Annotated in this window: 15 protein-coding genes; 13 read left to right on the top strand and 2 right to left on the bottom strand. The window is 42.6% G+C overall.

The genetic code is table 11. The features are described 5' to 3' along the window. Window positions 1-54: 54 nt before the first annotated feature. Window positions 55-549, bottom strand: a complete 495-nt coding sequence (locus tag LG336_RS24195) for a CarD family transcriptional regulator (protein ID WP_404330028.1) — start codon at window positions 547-549, stop codon at window positions 55-57. Between the two features lie 383 nt (window positions 550-932). On the opposite strand from LG336_RS24195, the gene LG336_RS24190 reads away from it, so the two are divergent. Further along, entirely contained in the window at window positions 933-1,649 is a 717-nt protein-coding gene (locus tag LG336_RS24190; protein ID WP_404330027.1) for a toast rack family protein, read from the top strand. Window positions 1,650-1,822: 173 nt separating this feature from the next. Here LG336_RS24190 and LG336_RS24185 read toward each other — a convergent pair whose 3' ends face one another. Continuing rightward, window positions 1,823-2,002 carry a hypothetical protein gene (locus tag LG336_RS24185; protein ID WP_404330026.1) on the bottom strand — a complete coding sequence of 60 codons (180 nt, stop codon included), beginning with the start codon at window positions 2,000-2,002 and terminating at the stop codon, window positions 1,823-1,825. Window positions 2,003-2,074: 72 nt separating this feature from the next. Here LG336_RS24185 and LG336_RS24180 point away from each other — a divergent pair, with 72 nt between their 5' ends. The 12 genes from LG336_RS24180 (at window position 2,075) to pxpB (ending at window position 18,456) form a co-directional block, all read left to right on the top strand. Further along, the gene (locus tag LG336_RS24180) at window positions 2,075-2,953 is read left to right on the top strand and encodes a TetR/AcrR family transcriptional regulator (RefSeq protein ID WP_404330025.1); all 879 of its coding nucleotides are present in this window, start codon (window positions 2,075-2,077) and stop codon (window positions 2,951-2,953) included. Between the two features lie 81 nt (window positions 2,954-3,034). Then, window positions 3,035-3,898, top strand: coding sequence for an efflux RND transporter periplasmic adaptor subunit (locus LG336_RS24175; protein WP_404330024.1), 864 nt, complete (start codon window positions 3,035-3,037; stop codon window positions 3,896-3,898). A gap of 3 nt (window positions 3,899-3,901) precedes the next feature. Then, window positions 3,902-6,991, top strand: a complete 3,090-nt coding sequence (locus LG336_RS24170; RefSeq protein WP_404330023.1) for an efflux RND transporter permease subunit — start codon at window positions 3,902-3,904, stop codon at window positions 6,989-6,991. 626 nt (window positions 6,992-7,617) lie between these two features. Continuing rightward, window positions 7,618-8,604: an ABC transporter ATP-binding protein gene (locus LG336_RS24165; protein ID WP_404330022.1), complete on the top strand. Its 987-nt coding sequence runs from the start codon at window positions 7,618-7,620 to the stop codon at window positions 8,602-8,604. Then, complete coding sequence (locus tag LG336_RS24160; protein WP_404330021.1) at window positions 8,601-9,620, top strand: ABC transporter ATP-binding protein; 1,020 nt, start codon at window positions 8,601-8,603, stop codon at window positions 9,618-9,620. The genes LG336_RS24165 and LG336_RS24160 overlap by 4 nt, the downstream gene beginning before the upstream one ends. Continuing rightward, complete coding sequence (locus tag LG336_RS24155) at window positions 9,617-10,444, top strand: IclR family transcriptional regulator (RefSeq protein WP_404330020.1); 828 nt, start codon at window positions 9,617-9,619, stop codon at window positions 10,442-10,444. Before LG336_RS24160 ends, LG336_RS24155 begins: the two co-directional genes overlap by 4 nt. Next, window positions 10,441-12,018 (top strand): ABC transporter substrate-binding protein, encoded by a 1,578-nt coding sequence (locus LG336_RS24150; RefSeq protein ID WP_404330019.1) that lies wholly within the window; start codon window positions 10,441-10,443, stop codon window positions 12,016-12,018. Before LG336_RS24155 ends, LG336_RS24150 begins: the two co-directional genes overlap by 4 nt. Window positions 12,019-12,233: 215 nt before the next feature. Next, on the top strand, window positions 12,234-13,166 hold the full coding sequence (gene nikB, locus LG336_RS24145) for a nickel ABC transporter permease (protein WP_404330018.1): 933 nt from the start codon (window positions 12,234-12,236) through the stop codon (window positions 13,164-13,166). After that, window positions 13,163-14,071 carry an ABC transporter permease gene (locus LG336_RS24140; RefSeq protein WP_404330017.1) on the top strand — a complete coding sequence of 303 codons (909 nt, stop codon included), beginning with the start codon at window positions 13,163-13,165 and terminating at the stop codon, window positions 14,069-14,071. The genes nikB and LG336_RS24140 overlap by 4 nt, the downstream gene beginning before the upstream one ends. A 10-nt stretch (window positions 14,072-14,081) precedes the next feature. Continuing rightward, a complete protein-coding gene (locus tag LG336_RS24135) occupies window positions 14,082-17,096 on the top strand; it encodes a M14 family metallopeptidase (RefSeq protein ID WP_404330016.1) in 3,015 nt (1,004 codons plus the stop codon). A 3-nt stretch (window positions 17,097-17,099) separates the two neighbouring features. Next, on the top strand, window positions 17,100-17,711 hold the full coding sequence (locus LG336_RS24130; protein WP_404330015.1) for a pyroglutamyl-peptidase I: 612 nt from the start codon (window positions 17,100-17,102) through the stop codon (window positions 17,709-17,711). Continuing rightward, on the top strand, window positions 17,704-18,456 hold the full coding sequence (gene pxpB, locus LG336_RS24125) for a 5-oxoprolinase subunit PxpB (protein WP_404330014.1): 753 nt from the start codon (window positions 17,704-17,706) through the stop codon (window positions 18,454-18,456). Before LG336_RS24130 ends, pxpB begins: the two co-directional genes overlap by 8 nt. Window positions 18,457-18,491: the final 35 nt, after the last annotated feature.

The following is an 18,491-nucleotide window of genomic DNA, read 5'->3' as shown; positions in this document are numbered from 1 at the left end:
GCAACAAAATTTGAGAAAAGAGCTTTATAAAAGAAAAAAAGCCTTTTAAGGGCTTTAATCAACTTTGGCCATGGCACCTAACATTTTTTCATCCAATAGGTCGCTGGCCTGGTTTTCAGTTATTCCATTTGCTAATCCAAGTTCACTAACGAGGATTTTCTTGGCGTTGTATAACATTTGTCTTTCACTTGAGTTTAACTTTTTTTCTTCATTGCGAATCATCAAATCACGGACAACTTCGGCTCCTTCAAGCATATTCCCTGATTTCACCTTTTCCATGTTTGAGGTAAAACGCTGTTTCCATGTTAGCGTATGATCTGGCTCTTCGTGATGGAAAACGTCCAGCACCTTCTCTAAATCGACCTTATCTGTTACGGAACGGACGCTAGAATGAATCATTTTGTCAACGGGAATCATGACCTGCATATTGCTTGCCATCTTAATCACATAATATTGCTGGATTTTCCCTTGAATCTCTCTGTCCTCAATGGCCTCAATAGTCCCAGCCCCATGCATCGGATAAACAATTTGATCACCAATTTGAAACATTCATCCACCTCCGTAGTAAGTACACAAATAAGCATAACATAGAACATAATTTTAAGCAAATTAATAATGATACCATAGGTTTTTTGATGACGTCAATGGGTTTTTAGTAAATTTTAGATTATTTTTTATCGCTAGAACATTAGGGACCGGTTTATGGAAATTAGCTTCTGGTAAAACGGTGCTGTATCCAATCATTTCATGGTTCTCAGAGGTTTTGAATGTTCGTTCCATGAGCTTCGTAGTAAAATAGAACTGAGAATATTTACTTAAAAGCTTAGGTGCAGTAAGTCTTTAGTCTGAGGAGCAATTAAAGCCAGAGCCGTTTTTACAACATGATTTGTTTCGATAAGATGAAATCATAGTCAAGAAACGGAGGAATTAAAATGAAAAAGGGATTAGGGGTCCTGAGTGTTTTCATGTTGTTCGTTCTCTCAGGTTGTATGCTGCATGTTAGTGGGAATGAAGAGAGCACCGAGATAGAGGTTGAAAAGGATCGGGCTAAGGAAATGCTGCTTGAATTAAAAATTGGCGCGGGAGAATTGAATGTTGAATCGGGTGCAACAGAATGGGTCGAGGGAACCATTGATTATAATTACGATAAATTGGAGCCGGAGGTTTCCTATAAGGTAAAAGGGGATAAAGGAGTCGCAGTGATTGAGCAGGGAAAGAATGGGTTTTTTGATAAAATAAACATCGGAGAGATTGACAATCATTGGGACCTACGTTTAAATGACGGAATTCCAATGGATTTAATCATCAACTCGGGGGCTTCAGACACAATGTTAGATTTAAAAGGGTTGCAACTAAATAACCTCGAAGTAAATGCCGGTGTTGGCGATATCACGATTGACCTTGGTGGAGATTGGAAGGAAAGCTTTGAGGCTAGTTTGGATATGGGGGTTGGCGAATCCACGATTATCCTTCCTTCTGAAGTAGGGGTAAAGATTGAAGCTTCAAAAGGGATTGGGAAATCGAATCTTGTAGGGTTTATTTCACAAGGTGATGGTGTTTATGTTAATGATGCCTATGAGGATGCTGATGTCGTGATCAACCTTAAAACAACCTTAGGAGTGGGCGAAGCGACTTTTAAAATGGAATAAGATTTAAGCTTGGATGAGTTCGCTATCCAGATCTAACATGCTTCTTTCCATAGCATGATAAAAAGGGAAGGTCTTTTCCTTCTCTTTTTTAAACTCTTCACTAAGAAAATATAGACCAATTTTGAGTTTACTTCCACCTAAGAGCCGCTAAGCCCAGTCATGGTAAGGCATTTTTAATCAAACGTTTGATTAAATTCAATTTCGAAGATGCATACGAACGAGATACCTATTTCCATCATGACTGTTCGTTCACTATCTTGACACTCGTCCTGCTTGTATATCATTTGCGAAATGTATAAAATAAATCGGGTACAGGTTTTATTCTGAAGTTGTATGACTGACCGGTAAGTCATTAATGACCACCTGGTCAAAAAATGAAACCATTGATTAATTAAATACGTATTACGAAACAGGTGTTGATAAGAATGAATGAAAAGCAGATGAAGTTAATTGAGTCGGGAATGAAATTGTTTGCGACCAAGGGCTACCATCGAACTTCAGTTCAAGAGATTACGAGTGAGGCTGGGGTCTCTAAGGGGTCCTTTTATGTTTATTTTCAATCGAAAGAAGAGTTTATGCTCACAGCCTATCAATATTTTTATACGCGGATTAAGGAAAAAATTGAACGCGTGAAGGTAGAGAACCTTTCTCCGAGAGAAAGCCTAGCGAAACAAATTACTGTGTGGCTCCAGTATATCTATGAGCATAAGGATTTTATCATCCTTCATATGAAGGAGAATATCTCAATTGCGGGTAGCGTGGATGAATGGGCAAAGGAAATCAAGGTAGACAGCTATCATTGGATGCGCGAAAACATCGAGAACATCCATGGGAAGCAAGAAATCAAGCCTATTCTATTTGATTTGGTGATTCAAATGGAAGGGTTGTTACATTCGTACACCAAGTGGAAAATTGTTGATGATGTCAACCTTGAAGTCAATCAAGTCGGACCGTTTCTCGTAAGGCGGTTGGATGACCTTGTCAAGGGGATGCAAGAGCGACAGGAAGCCCCGCTCATCTCTTTTGACGAGCTTTCTATGGATTATGAAGCTCACAGACAAGCATGTCGTAGTATCCCAGAAATCCTACTCTCCCTGAAAAGAAAGGTACAGGCGTTAGCTCTTCCCTCTGAAAAAATAGACCAACTACAAGCAGTAATGGAAGTCCTCGAAACGGAACTTTCAAAAAAGGAATGGCAGCCAGTGGTCGTCCAAGGCTTATTAGCTCACTTCAAACCGATTTCGGAGATAGAGGCAGAGTGTCAGGACTTAGCTCGTTTACTGGATGTAGAGCTATTATCTTAGGCATGTGTACAAATAGGCATGAAACGAATACTAAAACCAACAATTAAACTACGATAAACCGATCTTGAAAGGAGATCTCTAATGAAAAAAATACTTTTAAGTGCAGCTGCTATTTTCTTATTATCCTCCGTTGCAGCCTGTTCCCAGACAGAGTCTGAGGGAGAAACTGGAGACGTTGAGGAAAGGGTTGCGGCCGTAGAGGTAGCAAAGGCCGTTGAAGGAGATCTAACCCTTGAACGCTCAATCTTTGGCCGTACGGCTCCTAATAGCACGACTCCAATTCTTTTACAATCGCCAGGAGAAGTAGATTCTTTAGAAGTGGAAAACGGCGAACAAGTGGAAGAAGATGATATCATTGCGAAAGTTTCAACTCCTATGGGCAAGCAAAACATTCGTGCACCGAAAGATGGGGAAGTGGCGAACTTAAAAGCAGCAGAAGGGGACTCTGTTTCCAATGAAGAACCGTTTACGCTTATTGCAGATTTGGCAACAATCAAGCTGAATTTCACGGTCACGGCAGATGTACACAAGCTCATAGCTGTTGATAAAAAAATGACAGTGACGATTGAAAACGAGCAATATGAAGCAACAATTACGTCTGTTAGCACCATGCCAGATGATACAGGCTTGTACCCTGTAGAAGCAAAAGTGGATAACGAAGACCGGGCAATTTTACCAGGAATGGTGGCGAAATTGTCTGTTCCTGAGCAACAAATTAAAGATGCAATCATCGTACCGACAGCAGCCATTAATGAAGAAGACGATGAAAGTTTCGTCTATGTGGTGAAAGACAATCAAGCGATCAAACAAGCTATTACCGTCGTTGAAACGCAGTCTGCTGAAACTGCAATCGAAGGCGACATTCAAATCGGCGATTCCGTCATTGTTACTGGTCAGCTTACACTTTCAGATGGCGTTCAGGTGAACGTTGTGAAAGGGGAATAAACTTTGAAACTAGTCAATACATCTGTTAAACGTCCTGTCGGCGTAATCATGATTGTACTCGCAATCATTGCCCTCGGGATTGTCTCAGTTCGAAACCTCGCAGTGGATCTTTTTCCTAAAATTGATCTACCTATTGCGGTCGTTGCGACCAGTTATCAGGATGCTGCACCAGAGGATGTCGAGAATTTAATTAGTCGTACGATAGAAGGGGCCGTTAGTACGGTTGAGGGGATTGATACACTACAATCTCGCTCGCAAGCGGGTTCCTCGCTTGTTGTGATGATGTTTAAAAACGACGTTGATTTAGATCAAGCTTTACTTGATGTCAGGGAAAAGGTGGACCAAGTAAAGGCCATGCTTCCTGAACAAGCAGGCGATCCAACGATTTTAAGATTTAGTCCGGAAGCGATGCCAGTTATGTATGTAGGCTTAACAGGCAAGGATGCCGTGAAGTTAACGGAGATTGCCAATGAGCAAGTGGTTCCTTATATTGAGCGCCAGGGCGGCGTAGCCTCCGTCACAGTGGAGGGGGCCAAGGAGCGGGAGATTCAAATTGAGCTAAGTCAGGGGAAGTTGCAACAATACGGCATTAGCGCACAATCTATCGTTCAAGCCCTTAACAGCACGAATCGCTCAGGCTCCGTTGGTACGATTGAAAAGGGCAATCAAAATCTACAGTTAAGGGTAACCGGTGAATTCCAGTCGGTTGATGAAATCGGCGAAACGATTATCCAAACACCAACAGGTGCAACCATTCTTTTAAAAGATGTTGCAGAAGTTCACGATACATTTAACGCTTTCACTTCAACTGCTTTTGTAAATGGGGAGCATTCCCTTGTTTTATCGATGATGAAGCAAACCGATGCCAATACGGTTGAGGTAGCGGGAAATATTCAGGATAGCCTTGAGGATTTACAAGCAGAACTAGGCTCTGATGTTCAATTGGAAGTCCTAATTGATACATCAGAATTTATCACGATGAGTATCGACTCGGTCGTTCAAAATATCCTAATTGGTGGAGCTATTTCTGTCTTCGTCTTGCTGTTATTTTTAAACAGTATTCGAGCAACACTCGTTATCGGTCTTTCGATACCAATTGCTTTGATTTCCACCTTTGCGTTGATGTATTTTACCGGTCAGACACTAAATGTTCTGACGCTAGGTGGATTAGCACTTGGAATCGGGATGATGGTCGACAGCTCAATCGTTATTTTAGAAAATATCTATTCTTATCGTAAGCAGGGTTATAGCTTAAAAGAAGCGGCAGTTAAAGGAGCTTCAGAATTGGCGCCAGCCGTTATTGCGTCAACTACCACAACCATCATCGTATTTTTACCAATGGTCTTTGTTGAGGGGATAGCATCTGATTTGTTTATGCCACTGGGCTTAGCGGTAGCATTCTCGCTAGTGGCTTCGCTAGTGGTTGCAATTACATTAGTACCAATGCTTTCATCGAAGTTGCTGTCAAAAGCAATGGAGAAGGATGGACGTAGATATTGGTTTGACACTTTCCTTGATAAGGTTCGTGCTAGGTATAGCGGTGGGTTAAAAAGAGTATTGAAGTTCAGAAAAACGACTGTGCTTGTCACAGTTTTAGCAATTGCAGGCAGTTTAGCGTTGATTCCATTGATTGGGGCAGAGCTCATGCCTGCTGCTGACCAAGGTCAGGCACAGATTAACATTGAGACCCAGGCAGGAACAAATTCGGACTATATGCTAAACATTGTCGAGCAAGTAAATCAAACGATTACTGACTATAAAGACGTGATAGAAGTTAGCTATGTCACAATCAGCAATGGTGGCATGGGAATGATGGGACCAAGCTCTGCTAACCAGGCAAGCTATACACTCCAGCTTATTCCCGTTTCTGAAAGGGACCGTTCAACGAAAGACATCATGCATGAAATGAACGAAAGTCTGCAGTCGATTGCTGGGGCTGAGATCACAGCAAGTGCGACGGATGCTAGTCTAAGTACGGGGGACCCCATTCAGATTCAATTGAATGGACCAGAGCATGAAGTGTTACGGGAGCTAGCGACACAAGTCGTGGACGAAATTGCTACGATTGATGGAGTTTCAAATCCAACAACTGGTGCCTTGGAAGGTGTGCCGCAGATGAGCATCAACATTGATGAAGGAAAAGCGGCTGCCTATGGGTTAACCCAGGAACAAATTATGAGTCAAGTCCAAATGCACTTTATGGGCCAAACGGCGACACGCTATCGTGAGGAAGGCCAAGAGATGAGTGTTGTGCTCGTGTATCCAGAGGATGAACGAAGCACAATCAATCATCTACACGATATTAAAATTCAAACGTCCACAGGGACTGTGCTTCCTTTAGATGAACTTGCTGAATTTAGTGAAACGCAAGGCCCGGTAGCGCTACAAAGGCAGAATCAACAGGCGCAAATGAATGTGACCACGGGTATTACTGGTCGTGATCTTGGTGGGATTTCTGCGGATATCGAGGCGAGACTGGGCGCGATGAATTTCCCGGAAGGCTATAGTTATACGATGGGTGGGGAGGCTGCTGATATGGCAGAGGCCTTCGTTGACCTTGCAATAGCCTTGGCCTTCTCGATCTTCTTGGTGTACGCTGTCATGGCCATCCAGTTTGAGAATTTCCTCTATCCGTTTATCATCATGTTCGCCTTGCCGACGTCTGTAGTTGGTGTTCTTGGTGGTTTGTTTATCGCTGGTGTGCCGTTAAGTGTACCGGGATTCATTGGAATTATCATGTTGGCGGGGATTGTTGTTAATAACTCCATTGTTTTGGTTGACTATATCAACATTCTAAGAGGTCGTGGAATGGAACGGAATGAGGCAATTATTGAGGCTGGTCGTAGCCGACTACGTCCAATCTTGATGACGACGTTAACTACAGTTTTGGCAATGATTCCATTAGGGCTAGCACTAGGAGAAGGTGCTGAAATGCAACAGCCACTCGCGATTACCATCATCTTCGGATTAAGCGTATCAACACTGTTTACATTATTCCTTGTACCGGTCATCTACACGATGTTTGATGATTTAACAGGTTGGATTACTGGTCGTAGAAAAAAACGCCGGAAAGCAGAAGAAGCCGAAGCTTAAGGTCAAAAGCGGAGGTGTCTCTTTTGAGGTAAAAAAGTAAAAAAAGCAGGGAAACCATATTGGTTGGCCCTGCTTTTTTCGTTATTCCTATTGCCTTCTGTGAAACTTAACAAGAATAGAGGGAAAAATTCCGCTTATTTAGTGAATTGCATTAAAAATGGCTTAAATAAGGGGAGAAATTCCCGCTATTCACTCGAAAAACGTGAAAATGGTGGATTTTTATTAGAATAACGGTAAAATCTCCCCTTATATCCCCCAAAACGAGCTCCATTCTGAAATTAAGCGGAAAATCTCCCCTTATTTTACTTTCACTAGTTACTCAATTAAGGAAAAGCCTTCTTAAGTTTTCCGCGGTTTAAGAGAACCCGTTATGATGCGATAACAAAAGTAGGTAAGGTGCCTAGCACCAAACCATCCTTGGAATACTATTTGATGGATTGTGAGCAAATCTTACATACTTTTTATTCGGATAACTTGTTGATATGATACGGTTTCTGAGGAATTGTAAAAATTTTTCAGTATATTTTAGTAAAAATATTATTGATAATATTCTAATTATTATGTAGTATTTAAAATACAAAAAATGAAACTTGATTTCAAAATATGAAACCGTTAGGGGTGTCATAATGGTTCAAAAAGTATTAGAAGTCGATGAACTTAAAGTGGGCATAAATGATGAAGGAAAGAAAATCAATATTGTAAATGGTGTTAGCTTTGACCTTTATAAAGGGGAAACGCTTGGAATAGTTGGGGAATCAGGTTGTGGGAAAAGCATGACATCCCTGTCATTAATGGGACTGTTACCGCCAGGAGTAGAGTATTTGGGTGGCGATGTTCGCTTAGATCGTCTTCAATTTAAAGATTTTAGTAAAAAGGATTGGCGTAAGATTCGTGGGAAACGAATCGCGATGATTTTCCAAGAGCCGATGAGTTCGTTAAACCCGGTACATACCATTGGAAATCAGATCATGGAGATGGTTTTGAACCACGAACAGATGACTAAGAAGGAAGCAAGAGCGAGAGCGCTAGAGATGCTTCAGCTTGTTGGAATTCCTAGGCCTGAACAAGTCTTGGATGAATATCCATACCAACTTTCAGGGGGGATGCGCCAAAGGGTAATGATTGCGATTGCGCTTTCCTGCAACCCAGAAATTCTTGTGGCGGACGAGCCTACGACTGCACTAGATGTGACCATTCAAGCGCAAATCTTAGAGTTGATGAAGAAACTCCAGAACCAAATGAATATGTCGATTATGTTGATTACCCATGATCTCGGTGTTGTCGCAGAAATGTGTGACCGTGTCATTGTGATGTATGCAGGTGAGGTCGTGGAGGAATCGTTGGTTGTCGAGCTATTTGACAATCCAAAGCATCCCTATACAAAAGGCTTATTAGCCTCACTCCCTGATATCAACGAGCAAAAGGAATATCTCTCCTCGATTCCGGGGGTTGTTCCAGCACCGGGCAATATGCCAAGTGGCTGCCGGTTCGCAGAGCGATGCCCGCAGGCGCATGACCGTTGTAACGAAATTCCGCCACTATTTGAAATGGAGAATGGTTCTCGAGTGAAATGCTGGTTATATGAGCAGGTGGAAGCGGAGGTGAAAGTGTGACAGAACAGCAAAATGTTTTACTGAAGGTTGAAAATCTACAGAAACACTTCCCGGTTAAAGGGGGAATCTTCGGTAATAAAACTCTCAATCAAGTAAAAGCAGTCGATGGAGTTTCCTTTGACGTTAAGGAAGGGGAAACGTTTGGGATTGTTGGTGAATCAGGTTGTGGGAAAAGTACCACGGGCCGCACGATTCTTCGACTCCTCGAACCAACCAGTGGAAACATTTATTTCCAAGGGCGAAATATCGCAGAACTCAATAAAACCGAAATGAGGAAGCTGCGAAAGGACATCCAAATTGTCTTTCAGGACCCTTTTGCCTCACTCAATCCGCGGATGCGAGTGAACGATATTATTGAGGAACCTCTTATCAACTTTGATGTGAAAGATCGATCCGAAAGGGAAAAACGGGTACTAGAGGTTGCCGACCAGGTTGGTTTAACAGTCGCCCAGCTTTCGCGGTTTCCACATGAATTTTCAGGTGGGCAGCGCCAAAGGATTGGGATCGCACGAGCATTAATTTCTAAACCGAAATTGATTATTGCCGATGAGCCCGTTTCCGCCCTCGATGTTTCCATCCAATCACAAGTATTGAACCTAATGAGAGATTTGCAGAAGGAATTTGGACTTACCTACATTTTTATCTCGCATGATTTAAGTGTTGTAAAACATTTCTGTGATCGAATAGGGGTTATGTATCTCGGGAAGATGGTGGAAGTAGCCGAAAAGAACCGGTTGTATGATGAACCACTTCATCCATATGCGAAAGCCTTGCTATCAGCACTCCCTAGTCCTCACCCGCTAAAAAAGAAAGAACGCATTATCCTAAAAGGCGATGTACCAAGCCCTTCAAATCCTCCAAGTGGGTGCACGTTCCATCCTAGATGTTCGTCCTGCATGGAGATTTGTAAAACGGATGCACCGTCTCTACAGACGGTTCGCGATCAACATGATGTTTCCTGCCATCTTTATACAGAAGCTAAAAAGGAAGCTGAACCAACAGGAGTGTCTATATGAGTAAAACGGTAGAAAAAGCACTTCAACTGCTTGAGATTTTCACCGAAGAAAAACCGTATTGGCGCTTGGATGAAATCTCAAAATTTACGGATATTCCAAAACCCACTGCTTACCGGCTGTTGAAGAAGTTTGTGCAGTTTGGGTATTTACAGAAGATTTCCTTCCAGCAGGATGATTTGGTGATAGACGGTGAGGTCTATGGGTTAGGAACCAAATTTCTTGAACTAGGTGAACGGGTAGCAGGAAGGTTGGATATTCGGCAAATTGCTTATCCTTATATGAAAAAGATTCAGATGCAATTTAATGAAGCCGTCCAAATTGTCATGCGGGAGCAAAATCAAGGAATCTATATTGAAAAGATTGATAGCACTAGACCAGTAAGGCTTTATACAAGAGTTGGACGATATGCACCCTTATATGCGGGTGCATGTACGCGTATACTTCTAACCTATTTGCCAGATGATGAGATTGATAGAATTTTAGAAATACCCTTGACTAGATATGCAAGTCAGACACCCACATCCAAGGAGGAAATCTTAGAATTGGTTGAACAGACAAGGGCATCTGGGTTTGCTTATAGTGATTCTGAGCTTGAGGAAGGAAGTGTATCAATAGCGGTACCTATCTTTGACCGCTTTGGAACCGTCCCGTACTCGATTAGTATGGCGGGATTTTCAACCTCGTTGCCAAGAGAAAAGGTTGCCCTCTTTGTAGGCCCCTTATGGGAAGCAGCTGCTGAAATCTCAAAAAAACTTGGTTATACCCAACCATATCCATATGGTGGAAATTTTAAACAACATCAAAAGGAGGAAAACAGATTATGAAGAAAAAATGGCTATCATTGTTTTCGCTCATGCTTGCTTTTACGCTCGTTTTAGCGGCATGTTCTGGCGGAGGAGAAGAATCGAGCAAAAATGAAAAGGGCGACAGTGGGGAAAACCCTGCTAAAGATCGTGGAAATGAAATTGTTGTTGGAGTTTCAAGCGAGCCACAAAACTGGGATCCAATCGATACCTTCTTGTTAGACTGGAGTACGGTTGCAACCTCTGTATTTGAGGGACTAGTGGACCGAACTTTGGATTTAGAGATTCAGCCAGGTTTAGCTGAGAGCTGGGAGTATCTTGATGATCAAACATTAGAATTTAAGCTTCGCCAAGGGGTTCAATTCCATAACGGAGAACCATTTAACGCCGACGCTGTAAAATTTACGTTTGATCGCTTGCTAGGGGAAGAAGGTCAAAAGGGACCTCAATATTCAAACTATACTTCAATTGACAGTGTAGAAGTGGTCGATGAATTTACTGTTAAGTTTCATTTGAATACTGCTGACCCTGTTCTTTTAACAAAGCTTGCAGGTTATGGGGCAGTCATTGTTCCTCCACAATACGTTCAGGAAAATGACGATGAGTTTTTCAATAATAACCCTGTTGGTACTGGGCCTTTCAAAATGACAGGTTATAAGCGTGACCAGGAAATTGTGTTAGAAAAGAACCCTGATTACTGGAAAGAGGGACTGCCAAAGCTGGATAAAGTAACGTTTAAAGTGATTCCGGAAGCTTCTACTAGATTAGCAGAACTTCAAACTGGAAACATTGACGTGATGAAGCGTGTCGAAGTCGCTCAAGCTGAAACGGTGAAAGAATCTAGCTTCTTAGAATTGATTGATGTTGGTACGCCAACTGTATTCTCCCTTCGTTTTGATCCAGGACAAAAGCCAATGGACAATAAACTTGTAAGACAAGCTATTAATTATGCAGTGGATAAGCAAGCGATTATTGATGAAATCTTAAGCGGCTATGGTCATCAAATTAGCACTTACCAAAGTGAGCTTTCATTTGGTAACAACCCTGACTTAAAGCCATATCCATATGACCCAGAAAAAGCGAAAGAGTTGTTAGCGGAAGCAGGAGTAGCTGAAGGGACAACATTAGATGTCTACATTCCAGGGAATGATGGAAACTTCAAAGAGATTACTCAAGCGGTAGCTTTCTACCTAGAAGAAGTTGGCTTAAAAATGAACATTAACAGTGTTGATAACACTACCCTAATCTCCGAGTTAGTACCAAACGGAAAAGCTGGCCATATGTACCGTCAAGGCTGGGGTGGATGGACTCTGGACTTTGATAACACGGCTTACCTAATGTACCACGAAGGGGAGCAATGGAACCCATCATTTAAAGATGAAAAAGTAGAAGAATTGCTTGCTGCACAGCGTGCAACAGTGGACCAAGAAGAGCGTGAAGCAATTTTCATGGAGTTAACAGAGCTGCTACACGAATTGGCACCAGAACTAAATCTCTACCAAGCTGTTGATTTATACGCAGCAAATAGCCGTTTGGAAAACTTCCAGCCGCCTCATGATGATAGAATGCGTCTAGAAGAAGTTACCGTTAAGTAAACGTCAGTTTTGATGTAACAGTCAGAAGGAGATAGTATGAACCTCATGCTATCTCTTTCTTTTAAAAAACGAAGGGGTCAGTCTTGCAACACTCATCCATAAGGATGAAGTCAGATTTCGAACTCTTTGAGAATCCATCTAGGAGCGATGGATTTGATTGTCTTCACTAAAAACTTCTTTCAGTTGATCACTGCTGGTATTAAGGGGGAACAAACATGATAGCTTATGTGATTCGAAGATTGCTACACACGATTTTAGTCGTACTCGGGATTTCATTGATTGTCTTTTTTTCAATTCGTCTGACAGGTGACCCTGTATCCGTAATGTTTTCAGCAGGGGAGCCAACGAAAGAAGCAATTGCCGAGGTAAGAAGCAATCTAGGTTTAGACGAACCACTATATGTACAATATGGAATCTTTCTAAAAGGTATTTTCACTTTTGATTTTGGCGAATCGTTTCGAAGTGGGATGCCAGTCATGGACTTAATCAATGAACGAATTGGTGCCACGCTTGCACTTGCTTTAGGTGGCATGGCAGTAGCGATTATCATTGCCTTCCCAGTTGGGATTTTGTCCGCGGTGAAACGTGATACCGCAGTCGATTTTTTTGGTCGTATCTTTTCTCTATTAGGAATCTCTTTCCCGAATTTCTGGTTAGGGATTATGCTTATCCTTGTTTTTTCGGTGACCCTTCAGTGGCTACCAGTTTCCGGTTTTGAAGGCTTCAAGCACTTGATTTTGCCTTCGATTACACTGGGTTTAATCTTGTCTGGGATTCTAGCTAGACTTGTCCGGTCATCGATGCTTGAAGTGATGAATCAACAATATGTGTCAACGGCTAAATCGAAAGGGATCAGTGAATGGACGGTTATCATTAAACACGCTTTCCGTAATGCTTTATTACCAACCGTAACATTTATCGGGCTTCAATTTGGATCGCTACTAGGCGGAACCGTCATTGTTGAGCAAATCTTTTCTTGGCCTGGCGTTGGTCGTTTGATCATTGATGCCATCAACCAGAGAGATTATCCTGTCATTCAGGGTGGGGTTATTTACTTAGCCATCATCATGGTGTTAGTCAATTTAATCGTCGATTTAAGTTACTCACTAATTGATCCAAGAGTGAAAGTAGGAGGGAGTAAATCATGACATCTGTAGAGCTTGAAAAAACAGTGCCGGTTAATCCTCCGAGAAAATCCCCTCTTAAAAAGGTTTGGCGTTTTATTAAAAAGAATCCTGTTGGATTCATCGGGTTAATCCTCGTAGCACTCAGTGTTTCTTGTGCCCTGTTTGCTCCGTTTATCACACCATTTGATCCGTCAAAGGCGAGTCTATCATCAAGGTTGGCCCCTCCTTCTTGGGCAGATCCAACGGGTGAATCAGCTTTCTTCCTTGGTGCGGACCAGGTTGGCCGGGATTTATTGAGTCGAATCATATACGGGGCGAGAATTTCCTTGATGGTAGGAATTTTCGGTGTCCTAATTGCGATGGTGATTGGAACGATTCTGGGGTTGATTTCAGGTTACTTCGGGAAATGGCTTGATGATGTCATCATGCGTGTAGCCGATATTCAGTTAGCCTTCCCATTCATTTTATTTGCAATCGTCATCATGAGTGTGCTTGGCACGGGGATTTGGAAAATTATTATCATCTTAGGGTTAACTTATTGGGTTGGCTTTGCCCGCCTAATTCGTGGACAGGTGATTTCATTAAAAGAACAAGAATATATTCAGGCTGCTAGGGCGATTGGTGGAACGAATTTTAAAATTATTCGCAAGCATATTCTACCAAATGTATTGTCTTCGATTCTAGTTCTAGGAACGATGTATATTGCTGAGTTTATTTTATTAGAAGCTTCGCTGACATTCCTTGGTTTGGGTGTCGATCCGACGATTCCGTCTTGGGGTGGAATGCTTGCTGATAGTCGAAATTATATAACTAGTGCTTGGTGGACAGCTGTATTTCCAGGTGTGGCAATTATGATTACTGTATTAGGCTTTAATCTACTTGGAGATTGGCTGCGCGATAAATTGGATCCAAATATGAAAGTGTAGGTGACGACCATTGAAGAATCTTCTGGAAATGTGGACGAAGGATGGCTTGCTGCGGGACCAGAACGGCGATGGTGTCATTGACGGGACAAATGTTTTTATCAATCTCCCGGAACATCTTGCTCCGGAGGGGTTAATTGATTTCTGTGCCAGACTTGGGTTTGAGACGACCTCCTTATCCTTTAATTTTTTTGAACCAAGGGAGGGCACGGTTGAAGTAGGCTTTGAAAAGTCGGATTTCAAAACGGATATTAGAATCGAGGCGGGAAAGCTTTTGGTTCATTATAAAAATGAAGCAGAGCTCTCCATGTTTTTAAAATTATTGGCTTCAATCGATGATGAACAGGATTGTGATGGTTGCATCGCAATTGAATTACGGGACGGAAAGCCCTATGCTGGCCGAGTCGCTCTTTCAGTTGTTTCTGGTCAAACACAAAGTGATGAGAGCCATCCTGTTATCGATAACCTAAGTGAATTATGGAGTTTTTCTGGTGTTGGTAAAAATAAAGAAGCGAGCCCAGGGAAATCTTTAAGCATGAACATTGAAGTAGAAGAGTCCCTGTTAACGACAGCGCTTTTACGAGAATTATGCTACTTTGCTGCAAGAAGTGCGATGTATTCGACGAGGATCTCCTTTCCAGTCACTGGAGAACCGGATGCCAGTTTGCAGATTGTTATTGGGGAGGGACCAGGGGCTGGCTCAGGATTAGGAGAATACCAGAACCTAGTGGGCCCTATTTTAGAGCTATTAGACTCAAATGTCTTATCTCTTAAAGGTTCGAGAGAGATGCTCCCTTCTGCAATGTCCCAGCTTGCTAGATCCAAACACTGGAGTGAAGGTGGTTCATTTGGATATTGGGAAAAGAAGCAGCAATTATCCCAGAAATCAGAGGCACCCCTCCTGTTTGAGATGGCTTGGAAGGATAATTGTGAAGTAGACTTAGCGTTTCAGATTTTAACAGAATCTGAGAGTCTTGATGGGGCCGATGTGGAAGTGTTTTTATCGGAACCATTCGAGATCCGTCAGCAGCTTGAACAAGAGTGGAAGGGTAAGTTCCCGGGAATACACTCGTTGGTCATTCGCTCCGCTTTTAAAACAGGTCTGCATTGGATGATGGAAGAAGTTCTGCCTGAGTGGCAAGCATCGAATCGACACATACATGGGATTGAGATAAAGGTCCAAAAAGAAACCGGAGAAAAAGGATTGGAGCTGCCAATTCGTTGGATTCAAGAGTTGTATCCAATCGATCGCTGCATCGAGGAACTGATGGGCTTAAAGGCAGGTCAGGTTTATTTTAAGCTTGAAGAGGACCTCAATCATACGTATGAAATTTATGGGATTGATGAGCAAGGGGATAAATTTTTCCTTAGCCATTTGGACGTGCCGGTTTCAAGCCTTCCCTATGTGGATGGTCAGCATATGGTTTATCCCGTCTCTAGTGCGGTGCGGATTCATCACGGTACTATGGTTGAGGAGCATCTTATTCAAACAGACAGGGAACGGTTTTACCGTTTTTATGTCGAGGAGGTCCTTCCAAAGCTATGGCGTGAAGTATCCGACTACCAGCCAGGGCAGGGACACACCCGTCCGCTCTTTGACCGAATTGAAATCGATGTATGGATGAGTGAGGAAGAAAAAAGTCTTCAAGTGGATAAAGAGCGTGTTTCCTCCCTTGAAGCATTGCATGAGGATTTGTACTTTAACACATTGGATTATTTCGCCCAGATGGGAGAAGAAGTGGAAGGGAAGCCATTTTCTGCTCCTGGTGGTGTTCATCCCTTTATGCATATAAGAACGGGAGAGAAACCGGAAGCCCAGATCAAAGTTTACGGCTGGGAAGAAAAATCGGTTGAACAATTGATCACCAAGGCACTCGTGTTTCACCCAGAAGGAGCTTTGGCTGAAGCCATCGTGAGTGATGGGGAGCGAGAGTTCAAACTTCCCATTGAGCCTTTCGAACAGCCATCTGAGCAAATTCATCCAGATGTTCAACAATGGATGGAAACCGGAACAAGGTATCGCATCATGTATCCTGATTATTCTTATGGTGGACATGCCATACCTGTTGTCGAATGTTTTTTAGATGCAGGTGAAGAGTTCTATTCGCCATTAAAAATGTCAGTGTTCAAGAAGACGTTGTTTATTGAAGCGGGCCATCACTCGAATGAGGTGTCTAGTACCCCTGCTGTTCTGGCTCTAATGGAGGAGGCAGGGGAACGATTTGGTGATTGGTTGAAGCACATGAATGTTGTGTTCATTCCATTAGCTAATCCTGATGGCTACCAGTTATTAACGAAACTTACGAACGAGCATCCTGAATGGAAGCATCATGCGGCAAGATTTAATGCGGTAGGTTTGGAATTTGCTCATGTCCGTTTTCAAGAAACGGTGTTTGGCGAAGCGAATATTTATCCTGAAATTCTTCGAAGGTGGGCGCCTGACATCATTATTGATGATCATGGCATCCCAGCGCATGAATGGGTTCAGCCATTTGCAGGCTACAATAGTCCGCCAAGGTTTCCGGTCTCGTATTTCATACCGAGTGCACATATTTATGGAATTGGAAGGGTTTCAACAGATGAAACCTACCGGAAGTTTCACGAAGAAAACCTAGAAGAAATTGTCTCTAGTGTAAGTAAGTATTTAATTGGAACTTCGATTGAATCAGAAAATAACTATTGGAAAGAACGCTTTATCAAATATGGCAACCAGTGGTTACCGGATGTTTTTCCAATTGAAGAGGCGCCTGGAATTCATTTTTATCGTCAAACCTTTGTGACTCCAAACTACGCTTCGGTGGGAATTACGAGATATCCTGACTGGATAGCCGCCGATATTATTTCGGAAGCGGCCGATGAGGTCGTATATGGAGAAGCACTGCAAAGCTGTATCGATGCCCATATTGAATTTGATTTAGCGATTATCGATGTGCTTTTACATACAAAGGTTGAATCGGAGCGCATCCGTGTACCTGGGCTATCACTCGAGCGAATTCGTCCAATTAAACTTGATGAAAGGAATGGTTGATATATGAAAACACTTCTATTGACCGGTTTTGAACCGTTTTTAGATTTTACAATTAATCCAACCATGCGGATTGTTGAAGACCTGAATGGCATGGAAATTGGCGGTTATAAGGTTCATGGTGAAATCTTAACGGTTAACTTCCGCGAATCAGGAAAGCAACTGATTGAGCATTTAGAGAAAATCCAGCCGGATGCAGTCATTTCGTTAGGACTGGCTGGTGGACGATATAAAATCACTCCAGAGCGCATTGCCATCAATGTTAATGATGGGGACCGTGATAATTTTGGAAACGCCCCGGTTGACGAGGTGATTCAGTCGGAGGGAGCGGACGGTTATTTATCGACATTGCCAGTTCGTTCGATGATTAATCGTTTGCAAGAACAGGGTTTACCTGCTGAGATATCTAATACAGCGGGAACGTATTTGTGTAATCATGTGATGTATCAGGGCTTGCATTACGCGAAAATGCAAGGGAAAAAGACCCCTTCTGGCTTCATTCATATCCCTGCTTCTCATGAACTGGCGATTCAGCACGGGAAAATCCCAAGCTGGTCCCATGAGGATTTGAAAAAGGGAATCATCACTTGTATTCAAGTGTTGTCGGAAAATGAGTAAGCAGCGAAAATGGCAACCGGAAGCGATGGTGACAAGTGAGAAGAGCATTCGCTTCAAGTTTGGCAATCAGGTGGACCAGGAAACGTATCTTCAGGTAATGCGGTTTTCGAAAATGGTCGAACAAGACGGTTTTTATCTTTTAGAGGAAATCGTCCCAAGCTATAACACGGTTACCGTTTATTTAAAAAAAGAACCGAGAAACCCGGAAGAAATCGTTGATCAGCTTTTATCCAAATGGCAGAAGTGTGAGGAGACGGAGAGCGGTCTATCTGTACGAAAATTAACGATTCCTGTTTGTTATGACGAAGAATTCAGCCTAGACATGGAACGAGTCATGGCTCATACAAACTTGACGGCGAACGACATCATTTCCCTTCACTGCAAGCCGATTTACACTGTCTATATGATAGGGTTTTTACCGGGATTCCCATACTTAGGGAAGTTGGATGAGCAATTGGCGACGCCGAGGCTTCATACGCCAAGATTTAAGGTGGAAAAGGGAACAGTCGGTATCGGGGGCCACCAAACGGGGATTTACCCTTTGGATAGTCCTGGTGGATGGAATATCATAGGGAAAACCCCGCTGGACCTTTATCGTCCAGACAGAAATGAACCCTTTTTTATTCAAGCAGGAGATCAGCTAGGATTTTCTCCAATCACCAAAGAGGAGTATGCTGAAATCAGGGGTCAGATGGATAAACACCCAGAAACAATTAGGGAGTTTATCACTATGCCTGAGGTTTGAAAAACACTGATTGAATTTTTACTTTGTCCATTGTG

This window comes from Mesobacillus maritimus, assembly GCF_044803185.1.
In the GTDB taxonomy this organism is placed as follows: domain Bacteria; phylum Bacillota; class Bacilli; order Bacillales; family Cytobacillaceae; genus Mesobacillus_B; species Mesobacillus_B maritimus_B.
Note: the sequence above shows the minus strand (reverse complement) of the source record. Positions and strands in the feature narration are given on the sequence as shown.